The following is a 13,454-nucleotide window of genomic DNA, read 5'->3' on the forward strand; positions in this document are numbered from 1 at the left end:
CGCAGGCCGCCGCCCGGGCGCTCGATGAGGTCGGAGAACTCGTCGAGGTGGAGTCCGTGGTCACTGGTGCCGTCGCTCATGGGGAGTGAGCGTAGCCGCTGCACGCCTCCCGTGTTCCGCCCCGCCGCCGCTCGCCGTGCGCTGCGGCCAACCACCGGCACCGGTGCGGGTGTTGGCGCGTCAGCGCAGGACCGTGGGGAGCCCGGCCACCACCAGCAGCACGTGCTCCGACTCACCCGCCACGGCGGCGTTGAGCCGCCCCAGCTCGTCGCGGAACCGCCGCCCCGAGGGGCTCGCGGGCACGACGCCCTGCCCCGTCTCGTTGCTGACGTTGACGACGGTGCGCCGCGTCCCGCGCAGCGCGGCGACCAACTCCTCGCGGCGCGCGCCGAGTTCGGCCTTGCCGCGCTTGGCCCAGAGCGAGTCGTCCCAGGCGCCGATCTCGTCCATCGTGCGCGTCAGCCACAGCGAGAGGCAGTCGACGAGCAGCGGCGGCCCCTCGGCCTCCAGCAGCGGCACCAGGTCGTACGTCTCCTCCGTGCGCCAACTCGAAGGGCGGCGCTCGCGGTGCGCGGCGATGCGGCTCGCCCAGTCCGTGTCGTCGGACCTGCTCCCCGCGGTGGCGACGTAGACGACGTCCGGCCACGCCGCGAGCCGTCGCTCGGCCTCGACCGACTTGCCGGAGCGCGCCCCGCCGAGGACCAGCGTCCGCCGCGGCACCCCGGGCGCTTCGGGGTCCCAGGGATACGCGCCGACGGTGACGGTCGTGCCGTCGGGCACCGCGCGCGCCCCCGCGGCGACGAGGCGCCGGTGGAGTTCGCGCCCGGGCGGCACCGTGTCGTCGAGGTGGACGGCGAGCACGTCCGTCGAGGCGCCGACGAGGCCCGCCTCCCGCAACCGCGCCAGCGCGTCGGGCCGCCCCACGACGTCGAGCACCGCGGCCTCGCACTCGCCGACCTCCTGCTCCGCCGGCGCGGCCGGAGCCGCACCCGGCGGGAGGTAGAGCAGCCGGGCGCCCTCGGGCCCCGTCACCAGGTAGCCGGTGCCGGGCGAGTCGAGCGCGACGGCGCGCACCCGGTGGCCGCTGATCAGCGCGAGGTCCTGCCCGTCCGGCACGCGTACCGGCGCCGGCAGCCCGGCGGGCACTCCGAGCGCGGGCCCTTCGTGCGGGTGCGAGAGCAGCACCTGCCGTACGCCGGTGAGCGAGTGGCCGGCCCGCGCGGCGGCGAACGCAGGTCCCGGTGTGAGGTCCAGCAGCAGCGTGCCGTCGACGAGCAGCGAGGTCGCCGCCCTCGTCTCCGCCCCCACGGCCGTCGAGCAGTTGGCGCAGGGGCAGTCGGCGCGGGGCAGGCCCTCGGGAGCCGCGGTGCCGAGGAGTGTGAGTTCCACGCTCCGATCGTCCCCTGCCGGCCGGGCCCGTGCGCGCCGGGCCCCTCTTTCGCTGTGCGCTCGGGGTACCGGCGCCGCACCCCGGGGAGCGCTTAGGCTGCGGGCAGCACGTATCGCAGAGTGCGGGGAGGCACCGATGGCATGGACGTGGCGGTTCGAGAAGACCGACGGCACCGAGGTCGAACCGGCCGTGGAGCCCGAGGAGTTCACTACCCAGGGCGACGCCGAGTCGTGGCTCGGTGAGGCATGGCGCGATCTCCTCGAGGGCGGTGCCGACCAAGTGGTGCTCGCGGAGGACGGCACGACCGTCTACGGACCGATGAGCCTCCACGCCGAGCAGGCGGCCGAGGGCTGACCGCACGGCCCGTGCCCGTGCGCGGGCACGAGCCGTGCGTCATCCGCGTACGGCGCAGAGGTGGAGCCGTCCCGCGAGCCTGCGGTACGGCTCCGTGCGCCCGGCGCGTTCCTCGACGGCGAGCAGCCGCTCGTCGTCGGCCGGGTCGTCCTCCGCTGCGAAGATCTGCACACCGAACCAGTTCTCCACCGGCGTGCCGATCCTCTCCAGCAGCGACTCCAGCTCCGCGGCGCCGAGGAGCGGCCGGTCCCGGCCGTCGAATTCGGCGAGCGCGGCGTCCCACCGGCCGGCGCGTGCGTGCGGGATCGGCGCGGCGAGGGAGTTCGCCACCACCAGCGACAGCAGGCCGCCCGAGTCGAGGACGCGGGCCAGACCCGCGAGCGTGGTCGACGGGTCGGTCTCCAGCGGCAGCGCGTCGTGGCAGAGGACGAGGTCGAAGGTGCCGGGCAGGAAGTGGGCGCCCGTGTCCTGACCGCCGGCCGCGAGCGTGCGGAACCGCTCGCGTATCCCCTCGGGTTCCGCCGACACGGCGCTCTCCACCTGCGCGAGCCGCTCCGGATCGCTCTCCAGGCCGGTCACCCGGTGTCCGGCACGGGCAAGGCGGAGCGCCTGCGTCCCGTGGCCGAGCCCGACGTCTAGCACCCGCAGCCTGCGACCCACCTCGAAGTGGGCCGCGATCTGCGCGTCGAGCTGCCGGGCGACCAGCTCCTGCCGGATCAGGGCCGTTCGCCGCGAGCGACCTGCGGCTTGGGCAGGCGCATCCGGCGGAGCTGGAGGGTCCGCATCAGCGCGTAGGCGACGGCGCCGCGCTTCGGCTCGTCGGGGTACTTCTCGCGCAGCCGGCGCTTGAGGCGGATCGCGATGCCGACCGAGTCGATCACGATCAGCACGATCACGAAGAGCCACAGCAGCAGCGAGATGTTCCTCAACTGCATCGACGGCATCATGCTCAGGACGAGGATGACCACGGCGATCGGCAGGAAGAGCTCGGCGACCGTCCAGCGGGAGTCGACGAAGTCCCGCGCGAACCGGCGCACGGGGCCCTTGTCGCGGGCGGGCAGGTACCGCTCGTCACCGTTGGCGAGCGCCTCCCGCTGCTTGGCGAGGGCCACCCTGCGCGCCTCCTTCTGGCGGCGTGCGGCGTCCTTGCGGTTGGCCGGCGCCTTCGTCAGCGACCTGCGCTGCGGCTGGGCCTCGTTGCGCTTCGGCGTGGGGCGACCCTTCGGGGCCTCCGGGTCACGGGGCTGCGTGGGCTCGGCGTCGACGGGCGTCGAGACCTGCCCTTCTTTCGTACGGCTTCGGAACACACGACAAGGGTACGGTGTGCCGCGCGACGCCTCCCGACTGCATAAGGGCACGATCCGGCAACACCGTGTGCAGCGGCCGACGCTGCGCGGTGCGGCTACTCCCCGCGCCTGACGTGCACGCGGTTGATCGTCCTCAAGGAGGAGCCGATCAGGGCCCGGACGGTGCGGTAATGGAAAGGGGACCCGTACCCTTGGGTCCCAGTAGATGTGCTGAGGCGTCGAGTCGGTCAGTCGAGTCGTTACGAAGGGGGCGCTAGAGGCCCATGAGCGGTGTCATGAAGCGTATGGGGATGATCTTCCGTTCGAAGGCCAACAAGGCCCTGGATCGGGCCGAGGACCCTCGCGAGACGCTCGATTACTCGTACCAGAAGCAGCTCGAGCTGCTCCAGAAGGTCCGCCGCGGCGTCGCCGACGTCGCCACCTCGCGCAAGCGCCTCGAGCTCCAACTGAGCCAGCTGGAGCAGCAGTCGGGGAAGCTGGAGGAGCAGGGGAAGAAGGCGCTCTCGCTCGGCCGCGAGGACCTGGCACGGGAGGCGCTCTCCCGTCGTGCGGCCCTCCAGCAGCAGGTGACCGACCTCCAGACCCAGCACGAGACGCTCCAGGGCGAGGAGCAGAAGCTCACCCTCGCCGCGCAGCGCCTCCAGGCGAAGGTCGACGCCTTCCGCACCAAGAAGGAGACGATCAAGGCCACTTACACGGCGGCCCAGGCGCAGACGCAGATCGGCGAGGCGTTCTCCGGCATCTCCGAGGAGATGGGCGACGTCGGCATGGCCGTCCAGCGCGCCGAGGACAAGACGGCACAGATGCAGGCCCGTTCGGGAGCCATCGACGAGCTCCTCGCCTCCGGCGCCCTCGACGACCAGACGGGCACGGCGAAGGACGACCTCACCGCCGAGCTCGACCGCATCTCCGGCGGCTCGGACGTCGAACTCGAACTCCAGCGGATGAAGTCGGAGCTCGCCGGCGGCGACAGCGGCGGCGGTCAGCAGGCGATCGAGGGCGGCCAGCAGGAGAGCCCGAAGTTCGACAAGCAGTGAGGCACCGGGCGGCCCGCCTCCCGGGCCGCACCCCGCCCACCTCCCGCGCGGCCGGAGCAGGCCGCAGCGGACCGACCCGGCAAGGCCCCGAGGGCCCCGCGCGAGAAGGAGACCCGACGTGATCGTACGGATCATGGGGGAGGGCCAGGTGAAGCTGGACGACAGCCACTTCGCCGAGCTCAACAAGCTGGACGACGAACTCCTGGAGGAGATGGAGACGGGCGACGGCCCGGGGTTCCGCCGTACCCTCCAGGCGCTGCTCGACGCCGTGCGCCGCCTCGGCGCCCCGCTCCCCGACGACGCCCTCGAACCGTCCGAGCTGATCCTCCCGTCCCCCGAGGCGAGCCTCGACGAGGTGCGCGAGCTGCTCAGCGACGACGGACTCATCCCCGGCTGACCGCCGCCCGCCGTACGCCTCTTCCGTGACCACTCCGCAGAACGCAGGCGCACCGCTTGCGTCCGTGCGCCGGTGGCTGCGGGCGCATCCGCTCGCCGTGGACGCGCTCCTCGCGACGGTGGTCTTCGTCGCGATCCTGCTCGGCGCGGCGACGGAGCCCCACGGCCCGGACGGCAAGCCCCGGTTCGGCGAGCGCGAGGTGGGCGCCGCCTCGGTCGTGCTCGCGGCGTTCGCCTCGGCCGCCCTGCTGCTGCGGCGCCGTGCCCCGCTCCGGGTGCTCTGCGTCACCACGCTCGTCGCCACTCTCGCGCTCGTCCTCGACGCGCGGAGCGATGCGGGCGCCGAGCACCTCGCGCCGGTCTTCCTCGCCGCCGCCGTCTCGCTGTACACGGTCGCCAACCGCACGGACCGCGCGACGAGTCTGCGCGTCGGCGCCTGGACGGTCGGCGTGCTCACGGTCGGGACGCTGCTCTTCGGGCCGCGTCCCTGGTACATGCAGGAGAACCTCGGCATGCTCGCCTGGACGGGGCTGGCGGTCGCGGCGGGCGACGCGGTGCGCAGCCGCCGGGCGTTCGTCGACGCGATCAGGGAGCGGGCCGAGCGGGCCGAGCGGACGCGGGAGGAGGAGGCGCGGCACCGGGTCGCGGAGGAGCGGATGCGGATAGCCAGGGAGCTCCACGACGTCGTCGCGCACCACATCGCGCTCGTCAACGTGCAGGCGGGCGTCGCCTCGCACGTCATGGAGAGCCGCCCGGACCAGGCGAAGCAGGCGCTCTCCCAGGTACGCGAGGCGAGCCGGCACGCGCTCGGCGAACTCCAGGCGACGGTGGGCCTGTTGCGCCAGTCAGGCGAGAGCCGCGCACCGACGGAGCCGACGCCGGGGCTCGACGTCCTCGACGACCTCGTCGACGGGTTCCGCCGCGCCGGTCTCCACGTCGACGTCGAGATCGACCTTACGGAGGCCCCCGCGTCCCGCGGCGAGAGCGGCCCCCTGCCCTCGGCCGTCGACCTCACCGCGTACCGCGTCGCGCAGGAGGCGCTCACCAACGTGCAGAAGCACGCGGGCAGCGGCGCCCGCGCCGAGGTCCGCATAGCGGCCGCCGACGGAGCCGTCGAGGTCACCGTCGAGGACGACGGCGCGGGCGCGCCGGCCACCGCGGTCGCGGGCGAGGAGGGCGGCGGGCACGGGCTCGTCGGGATGCGGGAGCGCGCGGCCGCGCTCGGTGGGAGCTGCGAGACGGGACCGCTGCCGCACACCGGGTTCCGCGTCCACGTCCGGCTGCCGCTCGAAGGCGCCGCGCACGCACCGGAGGTGCACTGACGATGATCCGCGTCGTACTCGCCGACGACCAGGCGCTGCTGCGCAGCGCCTTCCGCGTCCTCGTCGATTCGGAGGAGGACATGGAGGTCGTCGGAGAGGCGGCCGACGGCGCCGAGGCGGTGGCGCTGGTGCGCGAGCGCGGCGCTGACGTCGTCCTGATGGACATCCGCATGCCGGGCACCGACGGCTTCGCGGCGACGCGGGAGATCAGCGCGGATCCGGACCTGGCCGAGGTCAAGGTCGTCGTCCTCACCACCTTCGAGGCGGACGACTACGTCGTGCAGGCGCTGCGCGCCGGCGCCTCGGGGTTCCTCGGCAAAGGGGCCGAGCCCGCCGAACTCCTCGCCGCCGTACGCACGGCGGCGCGCGGCGAGGCGCTGCTCTCGCCGTCGGCGACGAAGGGGCTCATCGAGCGCTTCCTTTCGCAGAGCCCCCACCCGTCGGTGCCGCACGTCGAGGCGGGAGGGGAGGAGCGCTGGAACGCGGCGTCGCTCCAGGCACTGACGGTGCGGGAGAGGGAGGTGCTCGTCCTCGTCGCGGGCGGCCTCTCCAACGACGAGATCGCCGCCCGCCTCACGGTCTCGCCGCTGACGGTGAAGACCCATGTCAACCGCGCCATGGCCAAGTTGGGCGTGCGCGACCGCGCGCAGCTCGTCGTCGCCGCGTACGAGAGCGGACTCGTCAGCCCGCGGCGGTAGGGCGGAGCGCGGTACTGCGCTGGTAGTACATGGCCGCTGCAAGAAGGGCACCGAGGGCGGACTGTCCCGCCGCGGCGATGGTGGAGGGTGTAGGGGGCGCTCAACTGCGCCCGCGTGCGGCGTCGTTGCCGCGCGAGACCGAACCCGAACCCCGAGAGAGGGCCAGCCGCACATGACCTGGCTGTCCAGAATCAGCCTCGTGCAGCGGGGGCTGATAGCGCTGATGGCCGTGGTCGCCGTCGCCTTCGGCGCCATCGCCATCCCGCAGCTCAAGCAGCAGCTTCTGCCGTCCATCGACCTGCCCATGGTGTCGGTGATCGCGCCGTACCAGGGCGCCTCGCCCGACGTCGTCGAGAAGCAGGTCGTCGAACCGCTCGAGGACGGCATCCAGGGCGTCGACGGCGTCACGGGCGTCACCGCGACGGCGAGCGAGGGCTCGGCCGTCGTGATGGCCCAGTTCGACTACGGCGACCGCTCGGAACAGGTCGCCTCCGACATCGAGAAGGCCGTCAACCGGGCGCGTGCGCAGCTCCCCGAGGGCGTCGACCCGCAGGTCGTCTCGGGCGGCACCGACGACATCCCGACGGTCGTGCTCGCCGCCACCTCCGAGACCAAGGACCAGCAGGCGCTCGGCAAGGCCCTGGACACCGCCGTGGTACCGGAGTTGAAGGAGATCGACGGCGTCGGGCAGGTCACCGTCGACGGCGTGCAGGACCAGGTCGTCGCCGTCACGCCCGACGACGCCGAGCTCGCGCGGGCGCAGCTCACCCCCGCCGACCTCTCCAAGGCTCTGGAGGCCGGCGGCGCCTCGATGCCGGCCGGCGCCTTCAACGAGGACGGCAAGAACCGTACGGTGCAGGTCGGTTCCGGCTTCGGCTCGCTCAAGGAGATCGAGCAGCTCCAGGTCCCGGGCGAGGACGGCGACACGGTCGCGGTCGGCGACGTCGCCTCGGTCCGCCAGGTCTCCGACACCGCCACGTCGCTCACCCGCACCAACGGCGAGCGCAGCCTCTCCGTCGCGATGACGATGGACAACGACGCCAGCGCGGTCGGCATCTCCGAGTCCGTCGAGGAGAAACTCCCCGAGCTCCAGCAGGCGTTGGGGGCGGGCGCGCACCTCTCGGTCGTCGCCGACCAGGGCCCGCAGGTCTCGACGTCGATCGAGTCGCTGACGACGGAGGGGCTCCTCGGCCTCGTCTTCGCCGTCGTGGTGATCCTGATCTTCCTTCTCTCGCTGCGGTCGACACTGGTGACGGCGGTCTCGATCCCGCTCTCCGTGCTGCTCACGCTCATCGTGCTGTGGACGCAGGACCTCTCGCTCAACATGCTGACGCTGGGCGCGCTGACGATCGCCATCGGCCGCGTCGTCGACGACTCGATCGTCGTCCTGGAGAACATCAAGCGGCACCTCGGCTACGGCAAGGAACGGCAGCGCGCCATCCTCGACGCCGTCAAGGAGGTCTCGGGCGCGATCACCTCCTCGACGCTCACCACCGTCGCCGTCTTCCTGCCGATGGCGTTCGTCGGCGGGATGGTCGGCGCCCTCTTCGGCGGGTTCTCGCTCACCATCACCGTCGCGCTTCTCGCGTCGCTGGTGGTCTCGCTCACCGTCGTGCCCGTGCTCTCGTACTGGTTCCTGCGGGTGCCGGCGTCGCACCGCGGGCTCAGCCCCGAGGAGCAGCAGGTCAAGGCGGAGGAGCAGGAGGCGAGGAGCAGGCTTCAGCGGATCTACGTACCCGTGCTGCGCTTCGCGACCAGGCGCCGGGTCACGAGCCTGGTGATCGCCGTCGCCGTGCTCCTCGGCACCTTCGGCATGGCTCCGCTGCTGAAGACCAACTTCTTCGACCAGGGCGAGCAGCAGCAGCTCACCGTCGACCAGGAGCTCGCGCCCGGCACCAGCCTCAGCGCGGCCGACCGCCAGGCGAAGAAGATCGAGAAGCTCCTCAAGGGCCTCGACGGCGTGGAGGAGTACCAGGTCACCGTCGGCTCCTCCGGCATCATGGCGGCGTTCGGCGGCGGCACGGACACCAACCACGCCTCCTACCAGGTCAAGCTCGACGAGGACGCGGACGCCGACGCGCTCCAGGACGGAATCCGCGACGGACTCGACGGGTTGGGCTCCTCGGCCGGTGAGACGAAGGTCGCCGCCGGGGACGGCTTCAGCGGCCAGGACCTCAGCGTCGTCGTCAAGGCGGGCGAGCGGGACGCGCTCACGAAGGCGTCCGAGCAGGTGCGCAAGGAGGTCGCGGGCCTCGACGGCGTCACCGACGTCACCAGCGACCTCGCGCAGTCGGTGCCGCGCGTCTCGGTCACGGCGAAGGACTCGGCCGCCCGGTTCGGCCTCAACGACGCGGCGCTCGGCCAGGCCGTGGCGCAGGCGATCGGCGGCACCAAGTCCGGCACCGCCGTGCTGGAGGACACCGAGCGGGACATCATGGTCCGCTCCTCCGAACCGGCCACGACCGTCGCCGAGTTGAAGAAGCTGCCCGTAGGCAAGGCGAAGCTCGGCGACGTCGCCGAGGTGCGCACGGTCGAGGGCCCCGTCCAGATGACGCGGATCGACGGCGCCCGCGCGGCGACGATCACCGCCAAGCCGACGGCGGAGAACACCGGGCAGGTCGCGACGGAACTCCAGTCCGCCGTCGACGGGTTGGACCTTCCGAACGGCGCCTCGGCGGAGATCGGCGGCCTCTCGCAGGACCAGGACGAGGCGTTCGCCTCGCTCGGCCTCGCGATGCTCGCGGCGATCGCGATCGTCTTCATGCTGCTCGTCGCCACGTTCCGGTCGCTGATCCAGCCGTTGATCCTGCTGGTGTCGATCCCGTTCGCGGCGACGGGTGCGGTGGGGCTGCTGGTCGCCACCGGGACGCCGATGGGTGTGCCGGCGATGATCGGCATGCTGATGCTCATCGGCATCGTCGTCACCAACGCCATCGTGCTGATCGACCTCGTCAACCAGTACCGTGACCGCGGCTACGGCGTGATCGAGGCCGTGATCGAGGGCGGCAGGCACCGGCTGCGGCCGATCCTCATGACGGCGCTCGCCACGATCTGCGCGCTGACGCCGATGGCGCTCGCCGTCACGGGCGACGGAGGCTTCATCTCGCAGCCGCTCGCCGTGGTGGTGATCGGCGGCCTGATCACCTCGACGCTGCTCACGCTGCTCCTCGTGCCGACGCTCTACGCGATGGTCGAGCTCCGCAAGGAGCGCAGGGCGGCGAAGAAGGCCGCGAAGCGCGCCGGGTCCGAGCCTGGCTCGGGCGAGGGCGGCGGGGGTCAGGGCCCGTCCGACGGCGGCCCGGAGGGCGGCCCCGACGAGCAGCCGCGCGAGCCCCAGCCCGCGGGCGCCGGTTCGGCCTAGTCCGCAGGACGCCCACGCGGCCCCGTCCCGGCACAGCGCCGGGTCGGGGCCGCGTCGTTCAGAGGAAGGCGTCCGACGGAACGTAAGGGGAGGGCGGCCGCATCCCCCGCACGCAGACGAACCCCGTTGCCTCCAACGGCAGTTCGGCACGGACTCCGACGTCGAGGGCCCACTGCTGCTCAGCGGTGAGACCGTGGACGCTCGCCCGGGACCCCTCGGGCAGGCTGAGCAGCGCCGCCGAGAGCAGCCGCACGGCGAGCCTGCGCGACGTCGCCGCGAGCAACTCCACCTTGCCGCGCTCGGGGTCGACGTAGCAGTACCCGCTCCCCGCGAAGTCGTCGGCGACGAAGAGCGCGCTCTGCCGCAGCAGCAGCTCGTGGTCCGCACCGTGCGCGCCGCCGCGCACGAGCCGGTCCACGGAGTCCCGCAGGTCCCGGTGCTCGCCGCTCCCCTCGACGACGCCGTCCGGCGGGGGAAGCCCAGCGCGTCCGCTCGCCGTGAGCGTCCCCTCCAGCCGCACCGTCGGGTGGAGGGCGAAGCCGGCCCGCACGTAGCTGCGGGCCGCCGCCGGATGGTACGAACAGCGGATCATCCCGCGCAGGCACCCGCGCCCGTACTCCCCCGTGCGCTCCAACAGCGCCTTGCCGACGCCCCGCCCCCGGGCCCGGGGCACGACGGCGAGGAGCGCCAGCCCCCACGTCCCCTCACGGACCGCCGACTGCGCGGCCCCCACGGGGCGGCTGCGCCCGCCCTCGTGCACCTCGGCGATCCAACTCCCCGCCGGGTCGGTGCGCACGAGGTGCCGCGCCCTCTCGCGCCACTGCCCGGCCCGGCGGCGAGCCGCCGCTTCGGTGGGCGGCTGCCCGTCGAGCGCGTTGCCCGGCGAGAGGGCGGCGACGGCGAGCGAGCGGAGCAACTCCGCGTCGTCCTCGCTGTCCTGGACGGGGCGCAGCAGCATGCGTCGAGGCTAGGGCAGCGCCAGCATCCGCTCCAGGGCGAGCTTGGCGTAGTGCTCGGTCTGCTCGTCCACGCTGATCCGGTTGACCGTCCGGCCCTCCACGAGCGACTCCAACGCCCAGACGAGGTGCGGCAGATCGATCCTGTTCATCGTGGAGCAGAAGCAGACGGTGCGGTCGAGGAAGACGATCTCCTTGTCCTGTTCCGCGTACCGGTTGGCGAGCCGGCGGACGAGGTTCAGCTCGGTTCCGATCGCCCACTTCGAGCCGGCGGGCGCCGCGTCGAGCGCCTTGATGATGTACTCCGTCGAGCCGACGAGGTCGGCGGCGGCCACGACCTCGTGCTTGCACTCCGGGTGGACGAGGACGTTGACGTCGGGGATGCGGGCGCGCACGTCCTCGACGGAGTCGAGCGAGAAGCGTCCGTGCACCGAGCAGTGGCCGCGCCAGAGGATCATCCGCGCGTTGCGCAACTCTTCCGGTGTGAGGCCGCCGTTGGGCTTGTGCGGGTTGTAGACGACGCAGTCCTCGAGGGACATGCCGAGGTCCCGGACGGCGGTGTTCCGGCCGAGGTGCTGGTCGGGGAGAAAGAGCACCTTCGAGGGAACCTCGCCGCCCTCGGGGACCTGCGCGAAGGCCCACTCCAGGGCGCGGCGCGCGTTGGAGGACGTGCAGATCGTGCCGCCGTGGCGCCCGGTGAACGCCTTGATGTCGGCCGAGGAGTTCATGTACGAGACGGGCACCGTCGCCTCGTCGACGCCCGCGTCGGAGAGCGCGTCCCAGCACTCGGCGACCTGCTCCGCGGTGGCCATGTCCGCCATCGAGCAGCCGGCCGCGAGGTCGGGGAGGATCACCTGCTGCGCGTCGGAGGTGAGGATGTCGGCCGACTCGGCCATGAAGTGGACGCCGCAGAAGACGATGTGCTCGGCGTCCGGCCGCGCCGCCGCCTCCCGCGCGAGCTTGAAGGAGTCGCCCGTCACGTCGGCGAACTCGATGACCTCGTCGCGCTGGTAGTGGTGGCCGAGGATGAAGACCTTCTCGCCGAGCTTCTCCTTGGCGGCGCGCGCCCTGGCGACGAGGTCCGGGTCTGAGGGGGCCGGCAGTTCGCCGGGGCAGTCGACGCCGCGCTCGCTCGCCGGGTCGGCCTCGCGCCCGAGGAGCAGCAGCGCGAGCGGGGTCGGGGTCACGTCCATGGGCTGGGCGGTGTTCACGGCACCCACCCTTTCTCTGTGAGGTCTGCTGGCCGCACGGGTCTCGCGGGCCAACTCTGAGGGCTCGGGAGGGGCGTGTGTGACATGGCCCCTTTTCGTCTAAGTGACGCGATCCATGATAGCTGCTTCACGTCACCTTGACGATGCCCCTAGCGTCGAAGTGACGCGTTCCCGCGCCACCGTCTCGTGTGCGAGCATGAAGAAGCGGCAGAACAGCAGAACGTCTCAGGACCCCGTGGGCCCCGAGGAAACGTCGGAAACTCGTGCCGTGCCTGGAATGAATCCGGGGCACCGTCGGTTGACGACTGACGGTAAAGAGCAGTCCGTACAACCCGGGAGAGAGTGCATGTCCGTTTCGGACGAGACCGCTGTAAGCGAGGGCATCATCCTGTCCGACGCCGCCGCGGAGAAGGTCAAGAGCCTGCTCGACCAGGAGGGGCGCGACGACCTTGCGCTGCGCGTCGCGGTGCAGCCTGGCGGCTGCTCCGGCCTGAGGTACCAGCTCTTCTTCGACGAGCGCTCGCTCGACGGCGACGTGGTCAAGGACTTCGGCGGCGTGAAGGTCGTCACCGACCGCATGAGCGCCCCCTACCTCAGCGGCGCCTCCATCGACTTCGTCGACACCATCGAGAAGCAGGGCTTCACCATCGACAACCCCAACGCCACCGGCTCCTGCGCCTGCGGCGACTCCTTCAGCTGAGCGAGCGCAGCGCCCGGCGCAGCCGGCCGGTGCAGCCGTCATCGACGAGGGCGGCGGGCTCCCCCCACCAGGAGCCCGCCGCCCTCGCCGTCTTTCCACCCCGGTTTCCCCAGTCACCGGGGAGCTGGCGGGCCGCGGCCCTCAGCCTGCGGCCGACCGCGGCAGCGGTTTCCCGCTGCGCGCGTCGATCACCTTGCGCTCGCCGAGCCCTCCTTCGAGTGCGACCTTCACCGAGCGCTTCTTCGCCATCTTGATGCAGACCTTCTCCGAGTCCTGCTTCTCCGGCTTCACTTCGACGGTGACGCGCTCGTCCGTCTCCTTCGCCTGTGCCCGGTACTCCTCGCAGACGCCGCCGGTGAAGGTGACCGTGAGCGTCCGACCGTCGACGCGGTACGAGTCGACCGCCCGCCACGGCTTCCCCTTCTCCGGCTTCCGGTCCGCGTCCGCCTCGCTTGCCTCGCCCGGACCCGGGCCGACGTCGGCGCCGTTCCGCTGCTGGTGCCCGGAGGCGCCCTGCGGCGGTTCGGAAGAGTTGTCCGCCGCGGCGGCCCAGTAACCGCCGCCGCCGGCGAGCAGCACCGCGGCGGCCGCCGTCGCGACGAGGCCGCGCCTGCGCCCGGACTGCCGGCTCTCGGCGGCCGGTTGGGGCTCGTCGTCGCTGGCAGGCTGGGGGGAGTGGTCTGTCGTCGGCACGCCGTGCTCCTTCGGCCTCGCTTGCTCTT

The 13,454-nt window shown here is 72.5% G+C and carries 13 protein-coding genes; 7 read left to right on the forward strand and 6 right to left on the reverse strand.

Annotated elements, in window-relative coordinates; all coding sequences use genetic code 11:
• Positions 1-180: 180 nt before the first annotated feature.
• Positions 181-1,389 (reverse strand): bifunctional adenosylcobinamide kinase/adenosylcobinamide-phosphate guanylyltransferase, encoded by a 1,209-nt coding sequence (locus UWG_RS0109165; RefSeq protein WP_016906904.1) that lies wholly within the window; start codon positions 1,387-1,389, stop codon positions 181-183.
• 136 nt (positions 1,390-1,525) lie between these two features.
• Here UWG_RS0109165 and UWG_RS0109170 point away from each other — a divergent pair, with 136 nt between their 5' ends.
• Positions 1,526-1,744, forward strand: a complete 219-nt coding sequence (locus UWG_RS0109170; RefSeq protein WP_016906905.1) for a hypothetical protein — start codon at positions 1,526-1,528, stop codon at positions 1,742-1,744.
• 39 nt (positions 1,745-1,783) lie between these two features.
• On the opposite strand, the gene UWG_RS0109175 is transcribed toward UWG_RS0109170, so the two are convergent.
• Together UWG_RS0109175 and UWG_RS0109180 are read right to left on the reverse strand one after the other, a co-directional pair.
• Positions 1,784-2,449, reverse strand: a complete 666-nt coding sequence (locus UWG_RS0109175) for a methyltransferase domain-containing protein (protein WP_033196049.1) — start codon at positions 2,447-2,449, stop codon at positions 1,784-1,786.
• An 11-nt stretch (positions 2,450-2,460) separates the two neighbouring features.
• On the reverse strand, positions 2,461-3,051 hold the full coding sequence (locus UWG_RS0109180; protein WP_016906907.1) for a DUF3043 domain-containing protein: 591 nt from the start codon (positions 3,049-3,051) through the stop codon (positions 2,461-2,463).
• 263 nt (positions 3,052-3,314) lie between these two features.
• On the opposite strand from UWG_RS0109180, the gene UWG_RS0109185 reads away from it, so the two are divergent.
• The 5 genes from UWG_RS0109185 (at position 3,315) to UWG_RS0109205 (ending at position 9,865) form a co-directional block, all read left to right on the forward strand.
• Positions 3,315-4,088 carry a PspA/IM30 family protein gene (locus tag UWG_RS0109185; protein ID WP_029391294.1) on the forward strand — a complete coding sequence of 258 codons (774 nt, stop codon included), beginning with the start codon at positions 3,315-3,317 and terminating at the stop codon, positions 4,086-4,088.
• 118 nt (positions 4,089-4,206) lie between these two features.
• On the forward strand, positions 4,207-4,485 hold the full coding sequence (gene pspAA, locus UWG_RS0109190) for a PspA-associated protein PspAA (RefSeq protein WP_016906909.1): 279 nt from the start codon (positions 4,207-4,209) through the stop codon (positions 4,483-4,485).
• Between the two features lie 64 nt (positions 4,486-4,549).
• Positions 4,550-5,806: a sensor histidine kinase gene (locus tag UWG_RS0109195; protein WP_016906910.1), complete on the forward strand. Its 1,257-nt coding sequence runs from the start codon at positions 4,550-4,552 to the stop codon at positions 5,804-5,806.
• Between the two features lie 2 nt (positions 5,807-5,808).
• Positions 5,809-6,504 (forward strand): response regulator transcription factor, encoded by a 696-nt coding sequence (locus tag UWG_RS0109200; RefSeq protein ID WP_016906911.1) that lies wholly within the window; start codon positions 5,809-5,811, stop codon positions 6,502-6,504.
• 172 nt (positions 6,505-6,676) lie between these two features.
• Complete coding sequence (locus UWG_RS0109205) at positions 6,677-9,865, forward strand: efflux RND transporter permease subunit (RefSeq protein ID WP_016906912.1); 3,189 nt, start codon at positions 6,677-6,679, stop codon at positions 9,863-9,865.
• A gap of 58 nt (positions 9,866-9,923) precedes the next feature.
• Here UWG_RS0109205 and UWG_RS0109210 read toward each other — a convergent pair whose 3' ends face one another.
• Together UWG_RS0109210 and nadA are read right to left on the reverse strand one after the other, a co-directional pair.
• Positions 9,924-10,823: a GNAT family N-acetyltransferase gene (locus UWG_RS0109210; protein ID WP_016906913.1), complete on the reverse strand. Its 900-nt coding sequence runs from the start codon at positions 10,821-10,823 to the stop codon at positions 9,924-9,926.
• 9 nt (positions 10,824-10,832) lie between these two features.
• Positions 10,833-12,014 carry a quinolinate synthase NadA gene (nadA, locus tag UWG_RS0109215; RefSeq protein WP_033196051.1) on the reverse strand — a complete coding sequence of 394 codons (1,182 nt, stop codon included), beginning with the start codon at positions 12,012-12,014 and terminating at the stop codon, positions 10,833-10,835.
• A gap of 364 nt (positions 12,015-12,378) precedes the next feature.
• Between nadA and erpA the strand changes: the two genes are divergently transcribed.
• Positions 12,379-12,732, forward strand: coding sequence for an iron-sulfur cluster insertion protein ErpA (erpA, locus tag UWG_RS0109220; RefSeq protein ID WP_016906915.1), 354 nt, complete (start codon positions 12,379-12,381; stop codon positions 12,730-12,732).
• 141 nt (positions 12,733-12,873) lie between these two features.
• Here the strand turns inward: erpA and UWG_RS0109225 are convergent, their stop codons facing one another.
• A complete protein-coding gene (locus UWG_RS0109225; RefSeq protein WP_016906916.1) occupies positions 12,874-13,425 on the reverse strand; it encodes a hypothetical protein in 552 nt (183 codons plus the stop codon).
• Positions 13,426-13,454 lie beyond the last annotated feature (29 nt).

This window comes from Streptomyces xiaopingdaonensis (assembly GCF_000262345.1).
Taxonomy (GTDB): Bacteria; Actinomycetota; Actinomycetes; order Streptomycetales; family Streptomycetaceae; genus Streptomyces; species Streptomyces xiaopingdaonensis.

Bases quoted from the DNA above. Each gene is read 5' to 3' on its own strand.
- UWG_RS0109170 (WP_016906905.1), top strand. From the start codon at position 1,526: ATGGCATGGACGTGGCGGTTCGAGAAGACCGACGGCACCGAGGTCGAA.
- UWG_RS0109205 (WP_016906912.1), top strand. From the start codon at position 6,677: ATGACCTGGCTGTCCAGAATCAGCCTCGTGCAGCGGGGGCTGATAGCG.
- erpA (WP_016906915.1), top strand. From the start codon at position 12,379: ATGTCCGTTTCGGACGAGACCGCTGTAAGCGAGGGCATCATCCTGTCC.
- UWG_RS0109210 (WP_016906913.1), bottom strand. From the start codon at position 10,823: ATGCTGCTGCGCCCCGTCCAGGACAGCGAGGACGACGCGGAGTTGCTC.
- UWG_RS0109185 (WP_029391294.1), top strand. From the start codon at position 3,315: ATGAGCGGTGTCATGAAGCGTATGGGGATGATCTTCCGTTCGAAGGCC.
- nadA (WP_033196051.1), bottom strand. From the start codon at position 12,014: ATGGACGTGACCCCGACCCCGCTCGCGCTGCTGCTCCTCGGGCGCGAG.
- UWG_RS0109200 (WP_016906911.1), top strand. From the start codon at position 5,809: ATGATCCGCGTCGTACTCGCCGACGACCAGGCGCTGCTGCGCAGCGCC.